Source organism: Neisseriaceae bacterium CLB008 (genome assembly GCA_041228285.1).
In the GTDB taxonomy this organism is placed as follows: domain Bacteria; phylum Pseudomonadota; class Gammaproteobacteria; order Burkholderiales; family Neisseriaceae; genus JAGNPU01.
Genome location: CP166133.1, coordinates 1,287,615 through 1,311,806, shown reverse-complemented (window position 1 = coordinate 1,311,806; position 24,192 = coordinate 1,287,615). Strand labels below are relative to the sequence as shown.

General features: G+C 52.6%; 25 protein-coding genes and 1 tRNA gene. 3 read left to right on the top strand and 23 right to left on the bottom strand.

Features of this window, described 5'->3' with window-relative positions:
- Positions 1-16: 16 nt before the first annotated feature.
- From AB8Q18_05970 to AB8Q18_05950, 5 genes are all read right to left on the bottom strand, one after another.
- A complete protein-coding gene (locus AB8Q18_05970; protein XDZ52604.1) occupies positions 17-925 on the bottom strand; it encodes a lysine exporter LysO family protein in 909 nt (302 codons plus the stop codon).
- 28 nt (positions 926-953) lie between these two features.
- Positions 954-1,730 carry a ferredoxin--NADP reductase gene (locus AB8Q18_05965; protein ID XDZ52603.1) on the bottom strand — a complete coding sequence of 259 codons (777 nt, stop codon included), beginning with the start codon at positions 1,728-1,730 and terminating at the stop codon, positions 954-956.
- Between the two features lie 63 nt (positions 1,731-1,793).
- Positions 1,794-3,569, bottom strand: coding sequence for a lipid A export permease/ATP-binding protein MsbA (gene msbA / locus AB8Q18_05960; protein XDZ52602.1), 1,776 nt, complete (start codon positions 3,567-3,569; stop codon positions 1,794-1,796).
- Between the two features lie 113 nt (positions 3,570-3,682).
- Positions 3,683-5,095: a threonine synthase gene (gene thrC, locus AB8Q18_05955; protein XDZ52601.1), complete on the bottom strand. Its 1,413-nt coding sequence runs from the start codon at positions 5,093-5,095 to the stop codon at positions 3,683-3,685.
- Positions 5,096-5,181: 86 nt separating this feature from the next.
- On the bottom strand, positions 5,182-5,532 hold the full coding sequence (locus AB8Q18_05950) for a hypothetical protein (protein ID XDZ52600.1): 351 nt from the start codon (positions 5,530-5,532) through the stop codon (positions 5,182-5,184).
- Between the two features lie 260 nt (positions 5,533-5,792).
- Here AB8Q18_05950 and AB8Q18_05945 point away from each other — a divergent pair.
- Positions 5,793-5,866 (top strand) — tRNA-Gly (locus tag AB8Q18_05945).
- 224 nt (positions 5,867-6,090) lie between these two features.
- Here AB8Q18_05945 and AB8Q18_05940 read toward each other — a convergent pair.
- From AB8Q18_05940 to AB8Q18_05930, 3 genes are all read right to left on the bottom strand, one after another.
- The gene (locus AB8Q18_05940) at positions 6,091-6,369 is read right to left on the bottom strand and encodes a hypothetical protein (GenBank protein ID XDZ52599.1); all 279 of its coding nucleotides are present in this window, start codon (positions 6,367-6,369) and stop codon (positions 6,091-6,093) included.
- A 257-nt stretch (positions 6,370-6,626) separates the two neighbouring features.
- Complete coding sequence (locus AB8Q18_05935; protein XDZ52598.1) at positions 6,627-7,145, bottom strand: hypothetical protein; 519 nt, start codon at positions 7,143-7,145, stop codon at positions 6,627-6,629.
- 292 nt (positions 7,146-7,437) lie between these two features.
- Entirely contained in the window at positions 7,438-7,818 is a 381-nt protein-coding gene (locus AB8Q18_05930) for a hypothetical protein (protein XDZ52597.1), read from the bottom strand.
- 250 nt (positions 7,819-8,068) lie between these two features.
- On the opposite strand from AB8Q18_05930, the gene AB8Q18_05925 reads away from it, so the two are divergent.
- The gene (locus tag AB8Q18_05925; protein ID XDZ52596.1) at positions 8,069-8,506 is read left to right on the top strand and encodes a hypothetical protein; all 438 of its coding nucleotides are present in this window, start codon (positions 8,069-8,071) and stop codon (positions 8,504-8,506) included.
- Positions 8,507-8,791: 285 nt separating this feature from the next.
- On the opposite strand, the gene AB8Q18_05920 is transcribed toward AB8Q18_05925, so the two are convergent.
- The 15 genes from AB8Q18_05920 to paaN all read right to left on the bottom strand — a co-directional run bounded on the left by AB8Q18_05920 (position 8,792) and on the right by paaN (position 23,386).
- On the bottom strand, positions 8,792-10,345 hold the full coding sequence (locus tag AB8Q18_05920) for a cation acetate symporter (GenBank protein XDZ52595.1): 1,554 nt from the start codon (positions 10,343-10,345) through the stop codon (positions 8,792-8,794).
- The gene (locus AB8Q18_05915) at positions 10,342-10,695 is read right to left on the bottom strand and encodes a DUF485 domain-containing protein (protein XDZ52594.1); all 354 of its coding nucleotides are present in this window, start codon (positions 10,693-10,695) and stop codon (positions 10,342-10,344) included. The genes AB8Q18_05920 and AB8Q18_05915 overlap by 4 nt, the downstream gene beginning before the upstream one ends.
- 249 nt (positions 10,696-10,944) lie before the next feature.
- The gene (locus AB8Q18_05910; GenBank protein ID XDZ52593.1) at positions 10,945-12,057 is read right to left on the bottom strand and encodes a 2Fe-2S iron-sulfur cluster-binding protein; all 1,113 of its coding nucleotides are present in this window, start codon (positions 12,055-12,057) and stop codon (positions 10,945-10,947) included.
- An 11-nt stretch (positions 12,058-12,068) separates the two neighbouring features.
- Positions 12,069-12,584, bottom strand: coding sequence for a 1,2-phenylacetyl-CoA epoxidase subunit PaaD (paaD, locus tag AB8Q18_05905; GenBank protein ID XDZ52592.1), 516 nt, complete (start codon positions 12,582-12,584; stop codon positions 12,069-12,071).
- 6 nt (positions 12,585-12,590) lie between these two features.
- Entirely contained in the window at positions 12,591-13,373 is a 783-nt protein-coding gene (gene paaC / locus AB8Q18_05900) for a 1,2-phenylacetyl-CoA epoxidase subunit PaaC (protein ID XDZ52591.1), read from the bottom strand.
- Positions 13,373-13,666 carry a 1,2-phenylacetyl-CoA epoxidase subunit PaaB gene (gene paaB / locus AB8Q18_05895; protein ID XDZ52590.1) on the bottom strand — a complete coding sequence of 98 codons (294 nt, stop codon included), beginning with the start codon at positions 13,664-13,666 and terminating at the stop codon, positions 13,373-13,375. The genes paaC and paaB overlap by 1 nt, the downstream gene beginning before the upstream one ends.
- Before the next feature lie 16 nt (positions 13,667-13,682).
- Positions 13,683-14,687 carry a 1,2-phenylacetyl-CoA epoxidase subunit PaaA gene (paaA, locus tag AB8Q18_05890; protein XDZ52589.1) on the bottom strand — a complete coding sequence of 335 codons (1,005 nt, stop codon included), beginning with the start codon at positions 14,685-14,687 and terminating at the stop codon, positions 13,683-13,685.
- A gap of 2 nt (positions 14,688-14,689) precedes the next feature.
- Positions 14,690-15,481, bottom strand: a complete 792-nt coding sequence (locus AB8Q18_05885; protein ID XDZ52588.1) for an enoyl-CoA hydratase/isomerase family protein — start codon at positions 15,479-15,481, stop codon at positions 14,690-14,692.
- A 22-nt stretch (positions 15,482-15,503) separates the two neighbouring features.
- Entirely contained in the window at positions 15,504-16,295 is a 792-nt protein-coding gene (locus AB8Q18_05880; protein XDZ52587.1) for an enoyl-CoA hydratase-related protein, read from the bottom strand.
- Between the two features lie 2 nt (positions 16,296-16,297).
- The gene (pcaF, locus tag AB8Q18_05875; GenBank protein ID XDZ52586.1) at positions 16,298-17,512 is read right to left on the bottom strand and encodes a 3-oxoadipyl-CoA thiolase; all 1,215 of its coding nucleotides are present in this window, start codon (positions 17,510-17,512) and stop codon (positions 16,298-16,300) included.
- Positions 17,513-17,547: 35 nt separating this feature from the next.
- Complete coding sequence (gene paaK, locus AB8Q18_05870; GenBank protein XDZ52585.1) at positions 17,548-18,864, bottom strand: phenylacetate--CoA ligase PaaK; 1,317 nt, start codon at positions 18,862-18,864, stop codon at positions 17,548-17,550.
- Positions 18,865-18,911: 47 nt separating this feature from the next.
- Entirely contained in the window at positions 18,912-19,388 is a 477-nt protein-coding gene (paaI, locus tag AB8Q18_05865) for a hydroxyphenylacetyl-CoA thioesterase PaaI (protein ID XDZ52584.1), read from the bottom strand.
- Positions 19,381-20,901, bottom strand: coding sequence for a 3-hydroxyacyl-CoA dehydrogenase PaaH (paaH, locus tag AB8Q18_05860; GenBank protein ID XDZ52583.1), 1,521 nt, complete (start codon positions 20,899-20,901; stop codon positions 19,381-19,383). The genes paaI and paaH overlap by 8 nt, the downstream gene beginning before the upstream one ends.
- A 1-nt stretch (position 20,902) precedes the next feature.
- Positions 20,903-21,709: an enoyl-CoA hydratase-related protein gene (locus AB8Q18_05855; GenBank protein XDZ52582.1), complete on the bottom strand. Its 807-nt coding sequence runs from the start codon at positions 21,707-21,709 to the stop codon at positions 20,903-20,905.
- A 9-nt stretch (positions 21,710-21,718) separates the two neighbouring features.
- Positions 21,719-23,386: a phenylacetic acid degradation protein PaaN gene (paaN, locus tag AB8Q18_05850; GenBank protein ID XDZ52581.1), complete on the bottom strand. Its 1,668-nt coding sequence runs from the start codon at positions 23,384-23,386 to the stop codon at positions 21,719-21,721.
- 529 nt (positions 23,387-23,915) lie between these two features.
- Here paaN and AB8Q18_05845 point away from each other — a divergent pair.
- Positions 23,916-24,161 carry a GlsB/YeaQ/YmgE family stress response membrane protein gene (locus AB8Q18_05845; protein XDZ52580.1) on the top strand — a complete coding sequence of 82 codons (246 nt, stop codon included), beginning with the start codon at positions 23,916-23,918 and terminating at the stop codon, positions 24,159-24,161.
- Positions 24,162-24,192: the final 31 nt, after the last annotated feature.

The window sequence follows — 24,192 nt, the reverse complement described above, 5'->3', positions numbered from 1 at the left end:
AACTCAGAAACAGCCTTTAACCTGCTAACTGTGCGAAGAAAATCATCAAGATAGGGGCAAAAATATTCACCACAAAGCCAAAACTAATGGCAATGGGCACCACTTCAATCCCCCCAGAACGCTGGATCACAGGCAGAACAAAATCCAACGAAGTGGCCCCGCCAGTCCCAATAGCCGTAGACGGATGGCGCCGCATCAACAGCGGAATCAAGGCAAAAGCCAAGAATTCACGCAATAAATCATTTAAGAAGGCCACGCTGCCCATCACCGGCCCAAACGCATCGGTAATGACAATGCTCGACAAGGAGTACCAGCCAAAGCCAGAAGCAATCGACAAGCCTTGAAACACCGGCAGGCCCAACAGCAATGCGGCCAATAAGCCACCGACTAAAGACGAGGCCATGAACAACACGCTCATGATGAGGCCGCGCTGGTTGATCAATACACGGCGCAGGCCGATGCCACTGCTGCGTAGCTGAATGCCGATGAACAACAATAACAGCATCAACACCATTGTGCTAAAAGAGTCTGGCAAATGCCCATAATCTTTTAAAGCATAACCGATCAAGAAACCAGCGAAAATATAGCCAAATAACGTCAAAGCGCTTTTAACTAAGCCCCAGGTTGAGGTGGGCTGATGCCGCGATTCCGACGTCGCTAAAGGCCGCTTTTTATCATACCAGAACAACACCGCCATATTACAAACATTGATGACGATGAAGAACACGACCGTATAGCCACCAATCGTGGCCAGCTCGCGAAAGAGGTCGGCGTAACCGCCTAAGCCCACCCCCATCACGAAAAGGATTAAATACACCAATAGGCTGACACTTTGGTCAATTTTCTTGAGCCATTGCTTGTTGCTGACATTGATGAAAAAACCGACAAACAATGGCGCTAAAATCAACAGTAAAGTGTAGAACATAATGCTTGTACCATCCTAAAAAAAACCATTACTCACCTACGAAGGCGCGCTCAATCACGTAATCGCCGCGCACGCCAGTTTTAGGCGAAATAGCCAGACCAAACTCGTCTAGCATCAGGCTTAAGTCTTTCAGCATGCCTGGACCACCACAGATCATGGCGCGGTCAACAGCAGGATCAATTTTAGGCAGACCGATGTCTTCAAATAGCTTACCGCTACGCATTAAGTCGGTGATGCGGCCAGTATTGTGAAAGTCTTCACGCGACACGGTTGGGTAGTAAATTAACTTTTCACGCACCATTTCACCTAGGTATTCATGGTTAGGCAACTCTTCGGTGAAATGTTTGTAATAGGCTAAATCCTTAACGTGGCGCACGCCGTGAATCATGATGACTTTATCGAATTGATCATAGACTTCAGGATCTTTGGTCACGCTTAAGAAAGGTGCTAAGCCTGTGCCGGTCGACAGTAGATAAAGGTTTTTACCTGGATTTAAGTCATCCACGATTAAAGTACCCGTTGGCTTTTTGCTGATTAACAGCTCGTCACCCACTTTTAAATGCTGCAAGCGGCTGGTCAAAGGACCGTCTTGTACTTTAATGCTGAAGAACTCTAAATGCTCCTCAAAGTTGGCGCTGGCCACGCTGTAGGCACGCATCAAAGGTTTACCATCCACCATCAAACCAATCATCACAAATTGGCCATTTTTAAAACGTAAGGCTTCGTCACGCTCACAGGTAAAGCTAAAATATGCATCGGTCCAATGATGGACGCTCAAAACTTTTACAGTATTAAATGCTGCCATGTTCTATCCTAATAAAAATAAATAACCATGAATGATCTTAACGCCATTCATCTTCTTCGTGCTTTAGGCCTGGCTTGCGCCAGCATTCGTGCCATCTTTAAATTGCATCTGATACAGATTGGCGTAGCGACCGGCACGCACCAACAGCTCAGTATGCGTGCCCTGCTCGGCAATCTGGCCATCGTGCATCACCACAATGGTGTCGGCTTTTTCAATCGTCGACAGACGGTGGGCAATCACAATGGTGGTTCTGTCCTGCATCAGGTTCTCTAAAGCAGCCTGTACCAAACGTTCAGAAGCCGTATCCAAGGCGCTGGTGGCCTCGTCTAAAATCAAAATCGGGGCGTTTTTCAGCAAAGCTCGAGCAATGGCCAAACGCTGGCGCTGACCGCCCGAAAGCTTGGTGCCATTTTCACCGATCAAAGTATGTAAACCCTGCGGCAAATGTTCGATAAACTCATAGGCATTAGCGGCTTTCGCAGCAGCAATGATTTCCGCTTCGCTGACGTCGCCAACCTTACCGTAGGCAATATTGTGGGCAATGGTGTCGTTAAACAACACCACGTCTTGGCTCACCACAGCAATATCTTGGCGCAGGCTTCTGAGGGTATAGTCGGCGATGTCCACACCATCGACCAACACCTTACCGGCACTGGGGTTGTAAAACCGCGGAATCATGCTCACCAAGGTACTCTTGCCACAGCCAGACGCACCGACCAAGGCCACCATTGAGCCGGCCTTAATGTCGAGGCTGACGCCTTTAAGGCTGTCTTTTTCAGCCCCTTCGTAGCGAAACACCACGTTATCAAAGCGCAGATTTTGCTTCAATCCTGGATACACTTGACGGCCCTCATCAGGCTCACCGTGCTCATCCAAAAAGCCAAACACGCTTTCAGCAGCGGCTAAACCACGCTGTAGCGCCTGGGTAATATTGGTGATGCGCTTAACGGGCGCAAACAACATCAGCATGCCCGATAAAAACGACATAAAATCACCGGCGCTGAACGCATTGTTGCGCGCGCGCTGGGCAGCAAAATATAAAATCGCCGACAGCGCACAGGCAATGATTAGCTGGGTGACGCCAGTACTCAAAGACGACATCGTGGTTTGCTTCACCATATTGTGGCGAACGGCCACAGACGCACCGCGAAAGCGCTCTTGCTCACGTGCCTCACCGCCATACACCTTAACCATGCGCGCGCAATCAATTGACTCGTTTAACACCTGAGTCATTTCGCCCATATCCTGCTGGTTTTTGCGCGACAGCCCACGCAGGCGCTTGTTTACAAACTTCACGCACAGCGTCACGATGGGCATCACGCCCAGGGTAATCAAAGTTAGCTGCCAATCGGTATACAACAATAGGCCCAATAGGCCAATCACCGTAATGCCATCCTTCACCGTCACCGTAATGACGCGAAAACCAGCCTCACTGATTTGGCTGACGTCGTTGGTGATGCGCGACACTAGGCGGCCCGACTGATGATTCTGATAAAAGCTCACCGGCAACACCAACAGCTTCGCGAACAGCTCTTGGCGCAGCTGCTGTACTAAGTGGCCAGACAAATAGCTACTGGTGTATTCATTGATGAAGCTGGTCAAGCCACGCAAGATGAACAGGCCAATGATGGCTAAGGGAATCCAGTTCATGGCGCTGATGTTTTTGGCCACAAACCCTTCGTCAATTAGGGGTTTTAATAGCGCCACAAAGGCAGGCTCGGTTGAAGCCGCCACCACCATGGCCACAATCGACACAGAAAAGATCTTCCAATAACCGCGAAGATACTTAAATAGGCGTTTATACAATTCAAAACTAGATTGAAATTTAACTTGACTCATGGGGGATGAAAAGGCTCCTAACGGGCCAACTACGTGACCCGTATTGTATGCTAGTTTCTGAAAATATTAAAACACCAGCGCAATTAAAGTGTTTATTCTAAAGCCTATACGGCTTAAGCCAATGTTTCTTCAATTAATTTTTTAACCAAGCTGGCGTCGTTTGGCAGCACCACCACTCGCTGAGGCAATTTCTCCAATTCAGTCAAAGCCTTAGGACAAGGCACCACCACATCAGCACCTAGGGCTTCTTTAATGGTGTCTTCAAACTTAATCGCCAATGCCGTTTCCAGACAAATCACCAATTCGCCCGCTTCACGCACTTCGCGCGCCACTTTAACGCCATCGGCAGTGTGGGTGTCGATGAACTGGCCATCCTCACCGTATACTGCTTTAATGGTATCGAGCCGATCTTGATGCGTGCTCATGCCCGAAGCAAAGCCATAATGCTCATGCACCACGGGTAGGTATTCGCTCAAATCAAAGCCTTCACCGCTGGCCACTTTAGCCCACAGCATCTTAACCGCTTCAGGCTCTTGCCCCACTAAGTCAAACACAAAGCGTTCGAAGTTAGACGCTTTAGAGATATCCATAGAGGGGCTAGAGGTGATGTAGGTATGGGCCGAACCGCGTGGACGGTAAACGCCGGTTTTGAAAAATTCGTCCAAAACATCGTTTTCATTGGTGGCCACAATCAGGCGGTGAATGTGTAAACCCATTTGGCGCGCAATATGGCCGGCACAAACGTTGCCAAAATTACCGCTGGGTACGCAGAAGCTCACCTTTTGCTCATTGGTCGAGGTAGCTTCAAAATAGCCTTTGAAGTAATACACGATTTGCGCCACGATACGGCCCCAGTTAATCGAGTTCACCGTACCAATTTTATACTTTGCCTTAAAGGCAGCGTCTTGCTGGGTGGCTTTAACGATGTCTTGGCAATCGTCGAATAGCCCATCAATGGCAATATTGTGAATATTTTCATCTTGGAGGCTGTACATCTGCGCCCGCTGGAAGGCGCTCATTTTGCCATTAGGCGACAGCATGAAAATATTGATCCCCGCCTTACCTTTCATGGCATATTCTGCTGCACTGCCGGTATCGCCACTGGTGGCACCAATAATGTTGATTTCGGCATTCTTTTTCGCCAACACGTATTCAAACATATTGCCCAAAAACTGCATGGCCATGTCTTTAAAAGCAAGGGTTGGGCCGTTTGACAAGGCTTGAATGACGATGCCGTCGTGCAGCGTGCGTACCGGCGTAATGGCTTCGGTCCCGAAGCATTCGGCGGTATAGGTTTTGGCCACAATGTCTTTTAAATCTTGTGCCGGAATGTCTGTTGCGAACAGGCTGATTATCTCATAGGCCAATTCGGCGTAAGAAAGCGTGCGCCAAGTTTCCAACTGTTCGGGCGACACCTGAGGGTATTCAATCGGCATCACTAAGCCACCGTCAGGCGCCAAGCCCATTAACAAAATATCGCTAAACGTCTGCGGCGCCATGCCACCACGGGTACTGATGTATTTCATGTTATGTGTTTTCCCTAATACTTAATCTTTATCTACTTAACGGGGCCATCGAGCGCCGTCACACAGCACTTGATGGCCCAACAGGCTTAAAATTTTATTTTTTTCACGCAGGCGGTTAAGGTCGCCTCCGCCACGCGCGCGCCAATCGCCGCACGTTCGGCAGGATTGGTCACCGCCGTGGCCACATCGGACATTGACACATAGTTCGGTGCCTCTTCCCCGACGCAGTCACAAATCTTTTGTTCCCACTGTTTGGCTTTTTCCGGCGTCACCAATAGTTTTGCGGTTTGCCACTCTACCCGCTTATCCAACTGCTTATGGCACTCTTGGGTCACCGTGGTGGCAATCATGCTTTGTCCGACGCTCGGTACCATAGACTGACTACACGCCGTCAGGCCCAGCACCATCACACCGATTAAGCTTTGTTTTACGCTCATACTTTACCATCCTCATTACCAACACAGAAAGCGCCTAGCGGCGCACCTCAAGCCATTTTATAGAGCCACACTTCTATTGGCAAATAGATCGTCGCTAATTGTTAAAAATAGCCGCGCTCAGCAGGCTTCAAAGCCAAGTAACGTCTCTACTGCGTATCATAAAGATGCCTCTACCCCTTGCCCAAACGGCAAAAAAAGGGTACATTGCCCACTCTATCAGATTGGCCATGATGCTTAGCCAGTCAGCCTTAGAACAAAAAGCGGGTGTAGCTCAATGGTAGAGTAGAAGCTTCCCAAGCTTAAGACGGGGGTTCGATTCCCCTCACCCGCTCCATGATGCCATTAAAAATCAACACTTTAACAATCCCTTGGGACAAATAAGGGACACTTAACTAGTTGTCCACAAAAAATAACCCTCTCATGGAGGGATTTTTTATGCCGGCAAAACCGCCTTAAATTTCACAGAATCAATCCAACTCAAAATAATCCAGCGGATTTAATCGATTGCCAAGGCCGGTACCGGCAAATGCTTTGCTGCGCACATCAAAGTGCTTAAGCTTATTGTCTAGGCACCTTCTCTGGCAAATAAGCCTTGCCATCCACACAAATAAAATCGGTCGTGCCTTTTCGTAAATTATTCTCTTTCCAAAATAATTTAGCATCATACCCAGCTTGTAGGCCACGGCCTTTACAATCAAGCACCGTACTACCATCTGGATGCTTAATGTATTTAGGACGATGTATTGGACTAAATGAATCAACAAAATCAGCACAACCCGTGAGCAACAACGTCACCCCAACCACCAAGCCAGCAACCACTTTATGCTTGCGTTTCATCTCTATTTCCTTGCAAGAGTTAGCCTCAACCCTTCTATTAACTATCTATTTAAATTAACTCTACTTTAAACATCATAACTTGACCTAACTATCTTGCGAAGCCTTTTCTGGGGCCACAATCCAACCCTTAGGTCCTATCCGAAACGCTGTCTGATAAAGTGAAAATCCCTCCTACATCAGTAGAAGTTTTATAATGACCGGAGTGGCCGCGTTATTTTAGCTTGCGCCAACCCATTCCAATAGAATAATCATTACCGTTAAAGCGCTAAATTTGATACATTGAACTCAAAAACCCTATAGCCCACCAACTCTAGATCAATACCTATCGTCATTTTCTCTGATTTTAAAATAGAACGGATCAGGGCTTTTCCAAGCTGACTGTTGCCATCAATATAAAAAAAACGAGCAGACGTTTTTTTCGGGATGATGGCCATTTTTACTTCATCATCAAATTGAACAGTAATCTTGCATAAACCATCGGGGCATTTCAAATCACCACCATCAATACCAAACACGGCAGAATAAGTATCCGACTCCTGATTACGGTACTCTTTGTAAATTGAAAGCAATATTTTATAACGCCCAATTTCTTGGTCTTGCACTGGGTTACTGAGAGACTGTAAAGTCGCGAAACGGTATTTTCTCCCCGTCTCATGAGTGCTATCTACAACTTCTTTATATTGCCATCTCAGAGCATCATCCACATCGGCATTTTCACCTTGATGACACCCGGCCAAACTCGCAACCAGAATAGACATTAATAATAATTTACGCACAGCCCCACCCCTTTAAGCATACTAAAAATATTTTTATTTATATACTAGTACAATATCACCAAGCGCCCATGGGCTCAGAGTTCTTAACAAATTTTAACAATTCTCTTTTAGATTAATAACTGATAAATAATTTTAATAACTTATTCACTCATTACTAATAAATATCAATTAAACTGATAAATATAGCCAGATAAAAGCCCCATGGCTTTCAACCATGGGGCCTTCCTGTGTCATTCACATCTCGTTCGACCACCTATTCCATTCCAACAGCAAACCCTTTACTCAATCATCATTAGCGATTGGAGAGGCACTTTTTTTCTGTCTGGAGCTGCGTGACTGCCAATAGTCTATCGTTCGCCTTTTGAATAGCATCCTGCTGCTCCTTAACATCGACACTGAGCTGCATATCCTTGCTATTGAACCCGCCAAGAGAAGCTCTGAGAATAGCGGCCCCAATACCCACGTTAGCCATAGCAGCATCAGCCGTTGACACTTCGCCAATATCGCTAAGCGTACCCTGTATTTTAATCACCTCTTGATCTAGTTGAATACAGGTCAGGCTCTGCTTCTCAACCTCAGTTAACGGTAATAATTTCTCATAGTGCTTACTTGGGGTCGCGCAACCAGCGAGAAAAACGGTTAGTAGCAATGAACTGACATAATATTTCTTCATACTGAATCTTCTCTATGATTATTTAACGTCATAAACAATAACATAAAATATGACAATGCCACACAAATTAAATCATAAAGCCTATTGGCAAATAGATGGCCTAACTAGTCAACTAAACAAGCCCATGCGCTGGTATCAACCCCCACTGTGCGCCGCTTTAAACCATGTTACAATACCGCAATCCTAGGCCATTAGCGCCTTCAAGCCACCATCATAAGCCGTAAGCACACACACAGCAATAAGGAGGCAGATGAAGCCCTATCCAAAACTCAGAGTCATTCTGACCTATTTCTTCAGCGCAGGCGTGGCCGGCTTCATCGTTGCTTCGTTGTTTGGCCTCTATGATCTCTTCAAAAGCGTCCAGCCTTTTTATTCGCTCACGGAACACCTACTGTCTGTGCTCAATTTTGGCCTACTGGCGGCCTTTTTGGCCCAGGCCATGTTTGCGGTGGCTGGGCTGCTATTGGGCATCATTGCCTGCGTATTCAAAATGCAGCAAAGCGTACGCCACTACCTTATCTTAACCATGCTTGGTGGCCTATTAAGTGCCCTCACCATAGTGGTTATTGACTTCAGCCCAGCTCGCACCGTTGGTTTTTATGCCTGCCTAGGCGCTGCTGTGTCTTTCCTAAGTGCGCGTTGGTGCCTGCCCAAAAACGGCGTGTGCGCACAATATGACCCTAACTAAGCTCGCCCTATCTCAAGGTTTTATTGGCCTATGAGTGCCATTCGCACCCGTCTCCTTGTCTTGGTGCTGTCGTCGGCTCAAGACTTGATCCAAGCGCCCAACGCTTAGATGCCGTGACGGCCTTATTGACGGTGACGTTCGTGTGCCGGCTGCAGCGCCCCAGAACGGTATTGGGCGTATTTTCGAATGCCGCCGTGGTCGGCCTTGGGGGATTGCCCACAAAAAAAGGCCGTACCTGATAAGGCACGGCCCAAAACATCAGCATGATGATGTGAAGGAAAAAACTTAATGATCTTGAGCAGAATGCACGCCATGACCGGTATTGGCTTTAAACAATACTTCGTCATAGTCGTCTTCAAGCTTGGGGTTACGCCGCCCAATTAAGGTACCGATGTAGGCGCCCAAGAAGCCCAAGGGAATGGTGAAAATAGTAGGATTGGCCATGGGGAAAATAGGGTCACCGTGGAAAATACCGGCACCCGCCACTGGGTTCCACACGCTCGGGCTCAGCATCACCAATACCACCGAGCTAATCAAGCCAGTCGCCATGCCCATCACCGCACCCACCACATTGAATCGACGCCAGTAGATGGTCAGCAATATCACCGGCAGGTTCGCGCTGGCGGCAATACCCAAGGCCAAGACTGACAAAAACGCCACGTTCAGGGATTGTGCGAACAGCGCCAATACAATGGAAATCGCTGCCACGCCAATAGAGGCCACGCGCGCCACCATGACCTGCTGGCGCTGGGTCATCTTGCCATCTTTGATGATCTCACCGTAGATGTCGTGAGCAAACGCCGACGCCGAGGTCAACACCAGGCCCGACACCACCGCCAAAATGGTGGCAAACGCCACAGCAGAAATAAAGGCAAACAGGAAATCACCGCCCACGACCAGAGCCAATAACGGCGCCGCCATATTACCGGCACGGTTGGCCGCCACAATCTCATCCACGCCCACAAATGCCACTGCACCGAAGCCCAAGAAAATGGTCATGATGAAGAAGGCACCGATGAACCAGGTCGAATACACCACTGACTTACGCGCCGTTAAAGCGTCTTTAACGGTAAAGAAACGCACCAGCAAATGTGGCAAACCGGCCGCACCGAACACCAGCGACATATTAAAGGAGATCGTGTCGAGGCCGTTTTTAAACTGGTTACCTGCCTGCATGTAGTTGTCTCCCAAAGGCGAGCCGGCTTTGACAACGGCGATCATTTCACTGATGTTAAAGTTGAACTTGGCAAAGACCAAGAAGGTCAATAAAAACGAGCCGCCCAGCAGCAACACAGCCTTGGTGATCTGCACCCAGCTAGTGGCCGTCATCCCACCAAAGATCACGTAAATCGTCATCAAGGCGCCTACGATGAGTACCGATACGGCATAGTCTATGCCCAGCAACAGCTTAATCAAGCCGCCGGCGCCCACCAATTGGGCAATCATGTAGAAAATAGAGATCACCAGCGTGCTCGACGCCGCCATGCCGCGGATTTTTTTCGACTTAAAGCGAGACGAAATCATGTCGGCCAAGGTGTATTTACCTAAGTTACGCAGCGGCTCAGCCACCAAGAACAGCAAGAACAAGAATGCCATCAAATTACCAGCGCTCATGTAAAAACCATCAAAGCCCACCAACGCGATGGCGCCGGTAATGCCTAAGAAAGACGCTGCCGACATAAAGTCACCGGCCACGGCCAAGCCATTTTGAGGCGCGGTTAGGCCACCGCCGGCGGTGTAAAAATCGCTGGCGCTCTTGGTTTTTTTGGCAGAGAAATAGGTGATGACTAAGGTGCCAACAATGATGCCGAAGAACAAACTTAAGGATAATAGGCTCATTTGCTTAACTCCTGTTGATTCTGCACCAAAATAGCGGCGGCCATTTGGTCATACACCGTTGATTTTTTAACGTAGATCCAGCCTAGCCCCCAAACCACCAAAAACTGACACAGAGCAAAGACCCATACATAGGTAATACCAAACACCGTGGTGCCTTTTAACCAAGTGGTGTAGGTCGCCAAGATCGGCAATAAGAAATAAAAAGCCAGAAAAAAGCACACTGCCGGCACCATAAAGCTTTTTTTACGCGCCAATAATTGTTTAAACTCTGGCGTTTGCACCAGTTTGGCGTAATCCGGTGCGGCGGCTGCCGACCCCGTCGCCTGATGCTCGGTTGTTGAATGATTCATGATGTCTCCTCTAAAAGCTCATGACTTTGTAATGGTAAAACCGCATCGACCCACTTTTTTTGTCCTGTCCTATGGTGTCGTTACGGCGGGTTCACACACACCGCTTTGCTGTGGCTGGCAGCGGCAAGCCAGCACCTAGTGTAAAGAAGATCGGCGCCTCGATTGAGTGTCTTTAACGCTGGCCTTAGACATTTAAACGATCAGCCACCGAGGTGCCCAACAGCCCAGCCAAAACGGCCAGGCATGGTATTAACGCTCGTCGTAGCTAATGACCAAATTTTTGCTTTGTGCCCGAGCCTGGCAGCTCAAGACAAAGCCTTGTGCCACTTCATCGGCCTCCAAGGTATAGTTTTTATCCATGCTGACTTCGCCCTCAACCACTTTAGCGCGACAGGTACAGCACACCCCAGCCTTACAGGAATAAGGCAAATCTAGGCCCAGGTTCAGGGCCGCATCTAGTAAATGCTCTTGTTCGCTGACTTTCAGCTCATGGCGTACGCCGTCTAGCACCACGGTTAAATTGATGTCGCGTACCAGCTCAGCTTCTTCCTGACCACTATTAAAGCGCACGGTGTTACGGGTATGCATGGCTGAGCCCGTATTAAAGCGTTCGCTGTAAATCCGATTTTTGGGCACGTTAAGCGCCACTAAAGCGGCTTCGGTGGCGTCGATCATCGCCTCGGGCCCACAGATAAACACTTCATCCATACTGGCCGCAGGCAACAGCGCTTCGACCAAGGCATTGATCTTGGCGCCATCAATGCGCCCTTGCAGCAAATCCACTTCTTGCGCCTGCTGTGACAGCACGTGAATCAGGGTCAGACGATCTGGGTAGCGATCTTTTAAGTCTTGCAACGCTTCGTTAAACATCACGCTGGTGGTACGGCGATTGCCATACACTAGGGTAAATTTAGCGTTCGGCTGCTCTTCTAAGGTGGTGGCCGCAATCGACAAAATCGGGGTAATGCCCGAACCCGCAGCGAAGCCAACCCGATGCAGCGCACGGGCTTTTTTCACCACGAAGCGTCCTTCTGGCGGCATCACGCTGAGCTGATCGCCCACCTTTAGGCTTTGCGCCGCCCAGTTAGAGAACAGGCCGCCGTCGACGGCGCGAATGCCCACTTCCAGCTCACCATGGGTACGCAAACGGCTGCGCGGGCTGCTGATGGAATAAGTGCGGCGCACTTCTTCCCCTTCAATCGTGGTTTTCAGGGTCAGAAACTGACCGGGTTCAAAATGAAAGCGTTCGCGGACATCGGCCGGAATCGCCAAGGTAATCGCCACCGAATCGGCGGCTTCGGCCAACACTTGCTTGACCTGTACATCATAAAATCGTGGCGTAGACGCGGTTTGTGCGTTCATCACATCACCCCTTAATAAGGTTTAAAATAGTCAAATGGCTCTTGGCAGCTCAGGCATTTATACAAGGCTTTACACGCGGTTGAGCCAAACTCGGCCGACACCACGGTCTGGGTCGAACCGCACTGTGGACAAGGAATGTCCGGCTCTGTGACGGGCTTTTGCATAAACTGAATCACATTCACCTGAGCCCCACAGCTTTGCCGCTGCGGGGGCGCAATGCCGTAGGCGCGTAGCTTTTCTTTGGCTTCGTCGCACATCCAGTCGGTGGTCCAAGCGGGCGCCAGCTGAGTCAGCACTCGAGCCGAGACGCCGGCTTCGGCCAAGACCGCTTGGACATCGTCTTCGATTTGGCCCATGGCCGGGCAGCCACTGTAGGTGGGCGTAATCACCACCTCAAAACCATCATCAGTGGCGTTCACCGCCCGTAAAATCCCCAATTCACGCAGCGATACCACGGGAATTTCTGGGTCAGTCACCTGTTCGAGCAAGGCCCAGACATCGGCACTAGTAGGCGCTAAGGCAGTCATGACGCCCTACCACACCGCTTCAGGATGAGCGCGCGCCAAGCTTTGCATTTCGGCCAAAACATAGCCTAGATGCTCGGAATGCAGCTGCGCCTTCCCTTCGGTCACGTAGCCACCAACTTCTGGCAGGGTCAACGTTGCTTCGGCCACTTTGGCGCTCACCAATTCGGTCCAGGTGTCGCGTAGCGTCCAGGTTTCGACCCCATAGCCTGCTGCTGCGGCCGCCGTTTCCATCTCAGAAGGTGACCAAAACTCTTGGGTAAACGGCATTAAGTAATCCAGAGCCCCCTGCATACGGCGGTTGGACTCTGCCGTGCCATCGCCAAGGCGCACCAGCCAATCGGCGCTGTGGCGCAGGTGGTAGCGAACCTCTTTCAAAGACTTAGCCGCAATGGCCGCCACTTGCTCATTCGCCACGTTTTGTAATTGATCCCAAACCAACAACATCAGGGTCGAGTACAAAAAGTTACGGGTCATGGTCACGGCGTAGTCACGGTCGGTACGCGCATAGGCAGACAGACCAGCATGATGCGGCAGCTCTAATAAGGTGTAATTACGGTAGTCGCGCTCGCCCCTGAAATAGGCCAAGCGGTCTTCGGTAACGTCACCGCCTTCAATCTCGGCCACCAGCTGATACAGCATGCGCGCTTGACCGATGTGGTCGAGGCTGATGTTGGCCAAGGCAATGTCTTCTTCCAGTACCGGGCCTTGCCCACACCATTCGGCGTTACGCTGGCCGATGATTAAGGCTGAGTCGGCCAGATGCAATAGATAATCCACGCAGCTTTTCATTACATATGCCCCACTTCTTCTGGAATCTCATAAAAGGTCGGGTGGCGATAAATCTTGTCCGCCATCGGCTCAAACAGTTCGGCTTTCTCGTCAGGGTGGCTGGCCACGATGGCGTTTGAAGGCAATACCCAAATGCTCACGCCCTCTTGGCGGCGCGTGTAGACATCGCGGGCCATTTGTAAAGCCTGCTGTGCATCGGCGGCGTGTAGGCTACCGCAGTGTTTGTGCTCCAAGCCCTGCTTGCTGCGCACGAAAATTTCCCATAAAGGCCATTCTTTTAGCTGTGGTTTCATGTTTCATCCCTTTGTATTATTGGTTGTTTTGTTGTTTTTCGGCATAGGCTTGAGCGGCATCACGCACCCAAGCACCGTCGTCATAAGCCTTCACACGTGTGGCTAGGCGTTCTTTATTACACGGACCATTACCGTTCACCGTGGCCCAGAACTCATCCCAATCGATTTGGCCGTAGTCGTGGTGGCCGCGTGCTTCGTTCCATTTCAGGTCAGGGTCGGGCAAGGTCACGCCCAAGACTTTGGCCTGAGGCACGGTGGCGTCGACAAACTTCTGGCGCAGCTCGTCGTTACTGAAGCGTTTAATGCCCCAGCGCATGCCCAGCACGCTGTTCGGACTGTCGGCATCGGGCGGCCCAAACATGGCCAAGCATTTCCACCACCAGCGGTTCACCGCATCTTGCACCATGGCCTTTTGCTCTTCGGTGCCGCTCATCATCGCCAATAAGGCTTCATAACCTTGGCGCTGATGGAACGACTCTTCTTTACACACCCGCACCATGGCGCGTGCATAAGGACCGTAGGAACAACGGCACAACGGGATTTGGTTCATGATGGCGGCGCCATCCACCAGCCAGCCCACCACGCCCACATCGGCCCAGCTTAAGGTGGGATAGTTAAAGATCGAACTGTATTTGGCCTTGCCTGAGTGCAGCGCACCCAGCATTTGGTCGCGGCTGGTACCGAGGGTTTCGGCCGCCGAGTACAAATACAGGCCGTGGCCGCCCTCGTCTTGCACTTTGGCCACCAAGATGGCCTTGCGCTTCAGGCTGGGCGCACGGGTGATCCAATTACCCTCAGGCAGCATGCCCACGATCTCACTGTGTGCGTGCTGGCTGATTTGGCGCACCAGCGTTTTACGATAGGCCTCGGGCATCCAATCTTGCGGTTCAATACGGCCATCGGCATCGATGCGGGCCTGAAATGCGGCGTCTAAGGCGGCGTGTTCAACCGCTGCCACTGCAGCCTGAGTATCGCTGCCGACTTCGGCAGCATCGGGAACGCTAAATGATTGCGTGTACATGTTTACTCCTTATCAGACAGCCAAGCGGGCTGTCGCTTATCTAAAAAGGCACTGATGCCGTCGCGAGCTTCATCGGTGGCGCGCTGGGCAGCAATGCGTTGCGCAGTCGCTTCACAGGCTTCAGGCCCCAATGGCAAGGTCACAATGGCCTGAATCAAGGCCTTGCTCGCGGCCTGTGCTTTGGGCCCACCTTGGCGCAGCTTGCTGGTCAATTCGGCCACGGCGGCATCTAGCTCATCAGCCGCCACCACTTTGGTGACCAGGCCCATGGTCAAGGCCTCAGCGGCGCTGAAGCGTTCGCCGGTTTGAAAATAACGTAGAGCGTGACGCGGGCCGATGGCGCTCAGCACATAGGGGCTGATCACCGCGGGGATGATGCCAAACAGCACTTCCGACGTGGCGAACTTGGCGTCGTCGCTGGCCACGACCATGTCGCAGGCAGCCGCAAGGCCCGTCCCGCCACCGAGCGCCGCGCCTTGAATGCGCGCGATGGTGGGCTTGTTCAAGGTCGCCAAGGTGTGCAACATGTCGGCAAACACGCGGGCGTCCCCTAGGTTTTCGTCAAAGCCAAAGGCCGAAGCGCGCTTCATCCAATTCAGATCGGCGCCGGCCGAAAAATGACGGCCCTTGCCGGCCAGCACCACCACACGCACGGTGTCGTCGGTGGCCAGTGCCAAACAAGCCTGATGCAGTTCGGCGATCAAGGTTTCATCAAAGGCATTCAACACATCGGGACGATCCATCCAGATCGTGGCCACGCCTTGCTGTTGTTCAATGGTTAAACTGGTGTACATTCCGTCTCCTCTGCAGACGCCATTAGCGATGGCTGAATTTCGGTTTGCGCTTGGCCACAAAAGCGCTCATGCCTTCTTTTTGGTCGGCTAAGGCGAAGGTGGCATGAAACAAACGGCGCTCAAACAATAGGCCAGCCTGTAGTGGCGACTCATAGGCCTGATTAATGGCTTCTTTAATCATCATTGCCACGGGGCGAGACTGTTCGGCGATGGCCTGAGCCAAGGCCATGGTTTCACTGAGTAAATACGCCTGGGGAAACACGCGCGCCACCAGACCCGCCTGCTCTGCTTCACGGGCGCTGAGCATGCGGCCGGTTAAGGCCATGTCCATGGCTTTGGCCTTACCTATGGCGCGGCTCAGACGCTGCGTTCCGCCAGCACCGGGCATGGTGCCCAGCTTGATTTCCGGCTGGCCAAACTTGGCCGTGTCGGCGGCGTAGACCAGATCGCACAGCATGGCCATCTCGCAACCACCGCCTAAAACAAAGCCAGAAACGGCCGCAATAATGGGCTTACGCGCGGTGCGGATGGTGTCCCAATTGGCTTTGGTAAAATCTCGGCCCAAGACGCTGGCGTAATCAAAATCACACATGGCCCCAATGTCGGCACCAGCGGCAAAGGCTTTAGGCTGACCGCACAGCACGATGGCGCCAATGTCGGCGTCGGCTTCAAACGCCACCACGGCGGCGGCAATGCCTTCCATCACCGCATCGTTAAGCGCATTCATCACCTCAGGGCGGTTGATCTGAATCACGCCGACATTGCCATCGACGTGGCTCAATACCACGTCCTGAGCGTTAGGATTGGTCGTCATGCTCATACGCCTTCTACCCGTTCAATAATCATCGCAATGCCTTGGCCTACGCCAATACACATGGTGCACAAGGCGTAGCGACCGCCGCTACGGGCCAACTGATAGGTGGCCGTGGTCACCAAACGTGCGCCGCTCATGCCCAGAGGATGGCCCATGGCAATGGCGCCCCCGTTGGGGTTCACCCGTGCATCGTCGTCGGCCAAGCCTAAAGAGCGCGTCACGGCCAAGCCCTGCGCCGCAAACGCTTCGTTTAATTCGATCACGTCCATCTGATCCAAACTTAAACCCGTTTGCGCCAATACCTTTTGCACCGCAGATACGGGGCCATAGCCCATGATGCGCGGCAAGACGCCAGAAGTAGCCATGCCCACCACGCGTGCTTTAGGGCTTAAGCCATGCTGCTTCACCGCCGCGGCCGAGGCCAACAGCACGGCACAAGCGCCGTCGTTGACGCCCGAGGCATTTCCGGCGGTGACGCTAAGGTTCGCGCCGTTAATGCCTTTAAGCGTGGCCAATTTGGCTAGGCTGGTGTCTGGGCGCGGATGTTCATCGGCTTCAAACACCAACGGCTCTAGGCGCTTGCGGGCCACGGTGACGCTGATTAACTCATCGGCAAAGCGCCCTGCTGCCTGCGCTTCGGCCCATTTTTGCTGCGAGCGCAGAGCAAACAGATCTTGGGCTTCGCGTTCAATGTGAAAGTCAGCCGCCACGTTGTCGGCGGTTTGCGGCATGGTGTGCGTTTCATACTGGGCGTGCAGCTTAGGGTTGGGAAAACGCCAGCCAATAGTTGTGTCGTACAGTTCGGCGCTGCGCGACCAGGCGCTGTCGGCCTTACCCATCACAAATGGCGCACGCGACATGCTTTCAACGCCACCGGCCAGCATCAAATGGGTTTCTCCAGATTTAATCGCGCGAGCGGCGTAGCCAATGGCGTCCATGCCTGAACCACACAGGCGATTAATGGTGGTGCCCGGCACCTCAATTGGCAGGCCGGCCAAAAGCCCGGACATGCGCGCCACGTTGCGGTTGTCTTCGCCCGCCTGGTTGGCGCAGCCGTAAATGATGTCGTCGACTAAACGCCAATCCACCTGTGGGTTTCTGGTCATTAAAGCCTGTAGCGGCAACGCCCCTAAATCATCGGCACGAACCGTGGCCAAGCTGCCGCCGTAGCGACCTATAGGCGTGCGTACCGCGTCACAAATGAAAGCATCTTTCATTTCTTTTCCTTTACTATCTGATTTTTATGAGTTTTTTATTTTGGTCGATTGTCGATCACGCGCCGCGCCTTACCCACCTGCGAACGGGGAATGGTGTCATATTCCAACACGCTGACGTGGGTGGAAATCCCGACGTTGGTCTTAATGTGATGCTGAAGACGCTTGGCGATTTCATCCACTTGCTCGCCGCTTAATTGCTGCGAAAACTCATTTTGCAGCTCACAGCGCACGGCCACGGTGTCCATATGGCCTTTTTTATCCAGCTCGATTTGATAATTGCCCGACAAATGCTTGTCACGCAGGATTTGCTCTTCGATTTGGGTGGGGAATACGTTGACGCCCCGCACAATCATCATGTCGTCAGAGCGCCCAGCAAAGCGATCGAGGCGGCGGAAGGCGCGCGACGTCGGCGGCAGGATGCGGGTCAGGTCGCGGGTGCGGTAGCGAATCACGGGGAAGGCTTCTTTGGTCAGCGAGGTAAACACCAACTCGCCTTCTTCACCGTCTGGCAACACTTCGCCGGTCACGGGGTCAATGATTTCAGGATAGAAATGGTCTTCCCAAATGGTCAGGCCATCTTTGGTTTCCACGCACTCAGACGCCACGCCAGGGCCCATCACTTCCGTCAGGCCGTAAATATCCAAGGCATGAATGCCTAGTTTCTTTTCAATCTCTTGGCGCATGCCTTCGCTCCAAGCTTCGGCACCAAAAATACCGATGCGTAAGGAGTTGTCTTCCGGTGCAATGCCTTGACGGGCTAATTCTTCTGCCACCACCAGCGCATACGACGGCGTTGACATGAAAATAGCGGGTTTGAAGTCGATGATGTTTTGCACCTGTTTCTCGGTTTGGCCGCCCGAAATCGGGATCACGCAACAGCCTAGGCGCTCGGCACCAAAGTGGGCGCCCAGGCCGCCGGTGAACATGCCGTAGCCGTAGGCATTTTGCAGCATGTCGCCTTTACGGCCACCGGCCGCGCGGATGCAGCGCGCAATCAAATCGCCCCATACATTGAGGTCGTTTTGGGTGTAGCCCACCACAATCGGCTTACCCGTGGTGCCAGAAGACGCATGCAGACGCACAACGTCGCTTTGCGGCACGGCAAACAGGCCGAACGGGTAATTGGCGCGCAAGTCTTCCTTCATCATAAAAGGGAACTTGCTTAAATCGCTGAGGCTTTTTAAGTCGTCTGGATGCACGCCTTTGGCGTCAAACGCGGCCTTATGGTGGGGCACATTGTCGTAGGCGTGCTGTAAGGTTTTTTTCAAGCGTTGCAGCTGCAAGGCCGTGATTTCGTCGCGGCTGGCCATTTCGATGGGCTCTAGATGGCTGGTGTCGGTGATCGTGGTCATATTGAGTCTCTTTTCTATGCTTTGTATGAATGGGTCATTTCGGCCTGTTAGTCGGCCTTTGATTCTGCGCTGGCGGCGTCGCTCATGCTGGCCAACACCTCGCCGCGAATGCGATGGCTCTTACCCCGAAACAGCGCAATCAGTTGCCCCGTCTGGTTGGTCACAACAACGTCGTAAACGCCGGTGCGCCCTGCCATAAAGGTTTCGGTCGCCTCTGCTTGCAACACATCGCCCGGAAACGCGGGCGCCGTATAGTCAATCGTACAGGCGGCCCCAACCGTGTTGTGGTTGCGGTTATTGCAGGCATAGGCAAACGCCGTGTCCGCGAGGCTAAAGATCATGCCGCCATGACACATGCCGTGGGCGTTGAGCATGAAATCAGCCACCACCATGCTTAGTCGCGCATAGCCAGGTCGGGTGTCGACCAGCTGCATCTTCATCGCACCGGGTAAGGTTTCTTTGGCCTGTAGCGCCGCCACCGTGGCTTCGGCTAACGCCTGAGCGTCATTGGTTAAATCAAGCATGTGCGTGTGCTCCCAAAACTTGCTGCTGTAGCCACGGCGACACGCGGTAGCGGTCTTCACCGTAGGTGGCGCCGAGCTGGCGTAAAACGGTTTGGACTTTATCAAAGCCAATGTTCTGAGCCCAGGCCAGTGGGCCTTGCGGATAGTTAACGCCCAAACGCATCGCTTTATCGATGCCCTCGGGGCTGCCCACGCCTTGATTCACTGCGTCGGCCGCTTCGTTGGCCAACATCGCCACCGTACGCATCACCACCAAGCCGGGGATGTCGGCCAAAACCGACACCGCCAAACCACAGCCTTGCAACAGACCGGTCACCGCCGTTAACGCCTTGTCACTGGCGCCAGCGGCCACGCTGATGGCCACGCGGGTCGCGGTTTGATAATCCAAGGCCAAATCCAGCAATACCGTATTGGGCTGTTGGTTGTCGTAGGCGCGCTGGCTGGCGCTGCGGCCATCGGTGACGCACAGCACCACATCGCCAATGGTGGCCAGGCGGCCATTGATGGCTGGCGCGCGTTCAAATGCCAAGCCTTGGGCGCTTAAGCGATCGGCCAAAGCCTGGGCCGCCAAAGACGCGCCGTGAATGCACACATCGGTCGGATAGGCCACTTCGGCGGCCGTTTGGGCCTGTGGCGAGGCCGCATCAGCACCGTAGTCATAAAAACCGCGGCCGCTCTTTTTACCCAAAAAACCGGCGTGTACCAGATCTTGCTGCACCAAGGAAGGTAAAAAGCGCTGATCGTAATAAAACGCCTGCCACACCGACTGGGTCACGGCAAAATTCACATCATGGCCGATTAAATCCATTAACTCAAATGGCCCCATACGAAAACCACCGGCTTCACGACAGCATGCATCAATCGTGGCCGCATCTGCGCCCTGCTCTTGATACACCCGTAACGCCTCGGCGTAATAGGGTCGCGCCACGCGGTTGACGATGAAGCCTGGCGTCGATTTGGCGTACACCGGCACCTTGCCCCAAGCTTCAGCCGTGGCGTACAGCGTCGCCAACACTGCTTGGCTACTGGCCAAGCCAGCGACGATTTCCACCAGCGCCATCAGCGGCGCGGGGTTGAAAAAGTGTAGCCCAGCCAGACGTTCTGGGCGCTGTAAGGCCGAAGCAATGGCGGTAATCGAAATAGAGGACGTATTGCTGCCAAACACGCAGTCTGGGCCGACAATGGCCTCTAAATCGGCGTACAGCTTCTGCTTGCTGGCCAAGTCTTCGTTAATGGCCTCTACGACTAAGGCTGCATCGGCCAAGTCGGTCAAGGCACTCACTGGGATTAACTGGGCCTGCGCCCGTTCGCCCGCGCTGGCGCTCAAACGGCCTTTGGCCACCAGCCGCTCAATGCGCGCTTGAATGCTGGCCACGGCCGCTGCGGCGGCCCCTGGGCGCACGTCTAATAACTTCACCGGATGGCCCGCAACTACCGCTACTTGGGCAATGCCTGCGCCCATGGCGCCTGTGCCGACAACGGCAATCACTTGATCTTGCTGGATGGCACTCATCTCACACTCCCTTAAATACGGCAGGCCGTTTTTCGGTAAAGGCCATCACGCCTTCACGATAATCGGCGCTTTGACCCAATTCGGCCATGATGTCGGCCTCTAGGCTCAGCTGGGTGGCCAAATCATGATCAAGCGATGCCCGCATGGCTGCGCGAATGCGCACCAGCGCCTTAGTTGGTGCCGCCGCCAGCTGCGCCGCTAAAGCCTGAATGTGGTCGCTAAAATCAGCGTCCGCCACCGCCGCCCAAATCAGGCCTTGAGCCTGAGCATCGGTTGCCGACAATTTGTCGCCCAACAGCGCCATGCCCATGGCGCGGGCCATGCCCACGCGCTTGGGTAAAAACCAGGTCCCGCCGGTATCGGGAATCAAACCGACCTTAGCAAAGGCCTGAATGAAGTTAGCCGACGCCGTCGCCACCACCAAGTCACACGCCATCGCAATCGACGCACCGGCGCCCGCGGCCACGCCATTTACCGCTGCAATGGTGGGTACAGGCAGGGCCTGTAACTGCAAGATCAACGGCTGGTAATAATCGCGCACCACTTGGCCCAAATCAGGCGGGTGGCCAGCGGCATCAAAGCTGGCTTCTTCGGCGGCTAAATCCTGCCCCGCACAAAAACCTCGGCCAGCGCCCGTCAACACCAGCACCCGCACCGCGCCTGCGGCGGCTGCTGCAGCAGCCTCGGTCAGCGCCGCCCGTACTTCTAGGTGCATGGCGGCATGAAAGCTATTCATGCGTTCGGGCCGCTTTAGGGTTAAGGTGGCCACGCCCGCGGCCACACTGTAATCAATAAACTCAAAAGCCATGAGGAATCCTTACACGTGGAAGCGGCGTTGCACCACGCGGAAACGGTTGGCCACAAAAGCAGAGTCAGAATAAGACGCGTTGGCCGCTGGGTTGCCACCCGTGCCGTGGTAGTCAGAATAGGCAGCCGATTGATTCACAAACACGCCGCCGGTGAGGTTAATCGACAAGGCCACTTTGGCTTCGATGGTCGCGTCAATCATGGCATTCAAAACGGCTTCGTCGCTTGAGTACACGCCAACGGTTAAGGCACCGTGGGTTTCGGTCACGTGCTTAGATAAGGCAATGGCTGCGGCCGTGTCTTTCACTTTCACCACAAAGCTAATCGGACCAAAGCGCTCTTCCATATAGGCGGCTTCATCGGCTGCATCGCATGCGATCAAGGCTGGCGTTTGCACCACGGCTTGTGGAAACTCAGGGTTGCTCAAGGTTTGAGACGCCAGCACCACCTGACCAAACTCACCATTATTGGCGGCGGCAATACGCTTCACCGTCTCACCCGATTGAATGGCGCCCAGAACCGCATGAGCGACTTCTGGCTTGGCCAAGAAGCCCTCGATGGCAGCGGCTAAGTCACGGCACACATCGTCGTAGGATTTATGCCCTTCGTCAGTGTTAATCCCCTCTGCCGGCACAAAAATCGCCTGGGTGGTGGTGCACATTTGGCCTGAATATAAGGACAGAGTGAAGGCCAGATTGCGCATCATGTATTTATAGGCGTCGGTTGAATCCAAAACGATGTTGTTCACACCTGCCAGCTCGGCGTACACCTGAGCCTGACGACAGTTGTCGATCAGCCATTGACCAAACACATTGCTGCCGGTGAAATCCACCGACTTCACCTGTGGGTGAGTCACCAAAGTTTGGGTCACCGAACGGTCGGCGGCCACGCACAGGCTGACCAAATTAGGATCTAGACCTTGCTCTTTCAAAACGGTGCGAATGGTGCGCACAGTGATCGCTGCGGGCAGGATGCCATCGCGATGCGGTTTCACAATCACCGCATTACCGGTGGCCAAGGCGGCAAATAGACCAGGATAAGTATTCCACGTTGGGAAGGTACCACACCCCACCACCACGGCCACGCCACGGCCCACAACTTCATAATGCTTTTGCATCACCAGCGCAGGGTGTTTGCCCTGTGGTTTTTCCCACACCGATTCACTGGGCACAAAGCTTTGTTCACGATGGGCATAGGCCACCGCCTCTAAGCCACGATCTTGCGCGTGCGGACCGCCGGCCTGAAACGCCATCATCCAGCCTTGGCCAGACGTCATCATCACCGCATGGCCAATTTCAAAGCTCTGTTGGTTTAAACGCTGTAAAATTTCCAAGCACACGCCGGTGCGCCCTTCTACACCGAGCTGGCGCCAAGGCGTCATCGCCGTTTGAGCGGCCGTCAACAAGGTGTCGACATCACACACTGGGTACTGTACGTCTAGCGCCACGCCGTAAGGAGACTGCTCGGCACCATGCCAACCACTTTGCCCTGGCTGATCCAACTCAAAACGCTGACCTAAATGCGCTTCAAAGGCTGCTTTACCTTGAGCTGGAGCCTCTTCACCGTACACTTTAGGGCTAGGCATTTCGTTATAGGCCGACCAAAACGTACGAGTAGCGATGGCGTTTAACGCCGAAGCCAGAGTGTCCTGATGAGCGGTAAACAATGGATGGGACATGGTTTTCTCCTTTGTGAAGGGTGGTTTTTTTGGAATTTGATTTAGATCAATGACAAAACATTACAATTTTAATTGATTCAAGTCAAATTTATGTATCACAATAAATCAATAAACCCTGCCAAAAATCAACTAATTCATTCTTAAAACTCTTACACATGCCCTATCAGCCACCATAATAAGCCAACAAAACCTTTAAAACCCCATTAATACAGGGGTTATATTGGGCCTAACAGGAAAAATAATCGTGATACTATATTTTTATAAATTTTAATTTTTAAGTATCACTAATAAACGCTAGTAGGCCTTATGCCGGCATCAATCGCCATAGGCAATGTAAAAGCCTGAAGAATTCATGCTGAATCATTGAATTATGTGAATTCATCTACTATGATGTACCTAAGCCTACGTCAGGCTTAGGCATCCGCCACAGCAGACGACACCGTAAAGATGATGGGCTGACGGTCCACCCACCGCTGGCCCGCCCGCTCTTTTCGTTAAACACTTTTGCAAGTATTTAAAGGAGATTATTATGGGTATTCTGTCTTGGATTATTTTTGGCCTCATCGCGGGGATTATTGCCAAACTGATCATGCCTGGAGACAATGGCGGTGGCTTCATTATGACCATTTTACTCGGCATCGTAGGCGCCGTCGTCGGTGGGTTCATCAGTACCCTATTCGGCATGGGCAAGGTGGACGGCTTTAATATTGGCAGCTTTGCCGTTGCCGTGATTGGTGCTCTTGTCGTACTATTTATCTACAGAAAAGCCAATTAAGCACTGCGCATGTGCCGCATAACCGCATGAA

Excerpts from the sequence above, each read along its gene's own strand:
- thrC (XDZ52601.1), bottom strand. The coding sequence starts at position 5,095 with ATGAAATACATCAGTACCCGTGGTGGCATGGCGCCGCAGACGTTTAGC.
- AB8Q18_05910 (XDZ52593.1), bottom strand. The coding sequence starts at position 12,057 with ATGAACGCACAAACCGCGTCTACGCCACGATTTTATGATGTACAGGTC.
- AB8Q18_05885 (XDZ52588.1), bottom strand. The coding sequence starts at position 15,481 with ATGTACACCAGTTTAACCATTGAACAACAGCAAGGCGTGGCCACGATC.
- paaK (XDZ52585.1), bottom strand. The coding sequence starts at position 18,864 with ATGACCACGATCACCGACACCAGCCATCTAGAGCCCATCGAAATGGCC.
- paaC (XDZ52591.1), bottom strand. The coding sequence starts at position 13,373 with ATGAAAAGCTGCGTGGATTATCTATTGCATCTGGCCGACTCAGCCTTA.
- paaA (XDZ52589.1), bottom strand. The coding sequence starts at position 14,687 with ATGTACACGCAATCATTTAGCGTTCCCGATGCTGCCGAAGTCGGCAGC.
- msbA (XDZ52602.1), bottom strand. The coding sequence starts at position 3,569 with ATGAGTCAAGTTAAATTTCAATCTAGTTTTGAATTGTATAAACGCCTA.
- AB8Q18_05925 (XDZ52596.1), top strand. The coding sequence starts at position 8,069 with ATGAAGCCCTATCCAAAACTCAGAGTCATTCTGACCTATTTCTTCAGC.
- AB8Q18_05880 (XDZ52587.1), bottom strand. The coding sequence starts at position 16,295 with ATGACGACCAATCCTAACGCTCAGGACGTGGTATTGAGCCACGTCGAT.
- AB8Q18_05930 (XDZ52597.1), bottom strand. The coding sequence starts at position 7,818 with ATGAAGAAATATTATGTCAGTTCATTGCTACTAACCGTTTTTCTCGCT.
- paaI (XDZ52584.1), bottom strand. The coding sequence starts at position 19,388 with ATGCTTGATTTAACCAATGACGCTCAGGCGTTAGCCGAAGCCACGGTG.
- AB8Q18_05950 (XDZ52600.1), bottom strand. The coding sequence starts at position 5,532 with ATGAGCGTAAAACAAAGCTTAATCGGTGTGATGGTGCTGGGCCTGACG.
- pcaF (XDZ52586.1), bottom strand. The coding sequence starts at position 17,512 with ATGAAAGATGCTTTCATTTGTGACGCGGTACGCACGCCTATAGGTCGC.
- paaD (XDZ52592.1), bottom strand. The coding sequence starts at position 12,584 with ATGACTGCCTTAGCGCCTACTAGTGCCGATGTCTGGGCCTTGCTCGAA.
- AB8Q18_05915 (XDZ52594.1), bottom strand. The coding sequence starts at position 10,695 with ATGAATCATTCAACAACCGAGCATCAGGCGACGGGGTCGGCAGCCGCC.
- paaN (XDZ52581.1), bottom strand. The coding sequence starts at position 23,386 with ATGTCCCATCCATTGTTTACCGCTCATCAGGACACTCTGGCTTCGGCG.
- AB8Q18_05855 (XDZ52582.1), bottom strand. The coding sequence starts at position 21,709 with ATGGCTTTTGAGTTTATTGATTACAGTGTGGCCGCGGGCGTGGCCACC.
- AB8Q18_05970 (XDZ52604.1), bottom strand. The coding sequence starts at position 925 with ATGTTCTACACTTTACTGTTGATTTTAGCGCCATTGTTTGTCGGTTTT.
- AB8Q18_05940 (XDZ52599.1), bottom strand. The coding sequence starts at position 6,369 with ATGAAACGCAAGCATAAAGTGGTTGCTGGCTTGGTGGTTGGGGTGACG.
- AB8Q18_05845 (XDZ52580.1), top strand. The coding sequence starts at position 23,916 with ATGGGTATTCTGTCTTGGATTATTTTTGGCCTCATCGCGGGGATTATT.
- AB8Q18_05965 (XDZ52603.1), bottom strand. The coding sequence starts at position 1,730 with ATGGCAGCATTTAATACTGTAAAAGTTTTGAGCGTCCATCATTGGACC.
- paaB (XDZ52590.1), bottom strand. The coding sequence starts at position 13,666 with ATGAAACCACAGCTAAAAGAATGGCCTTTATGGGAAATTTTCGTGCGC.
- paaH (XDZ52583.1), bottom strand. The coding sequence starts at position 20,901 with ATGAGTGCCATCCAGCAAGATCAAGTGATTGCCGTTGTCGGCACAGGC.
- AB8Q18_05920 (XDZ52595.1), bottom strand. The coding sequence starts at position 10,345 with ATGAGCCTATTATCCTTAAGTTTGTTCTTCGGCATCATTGTTGGCACC.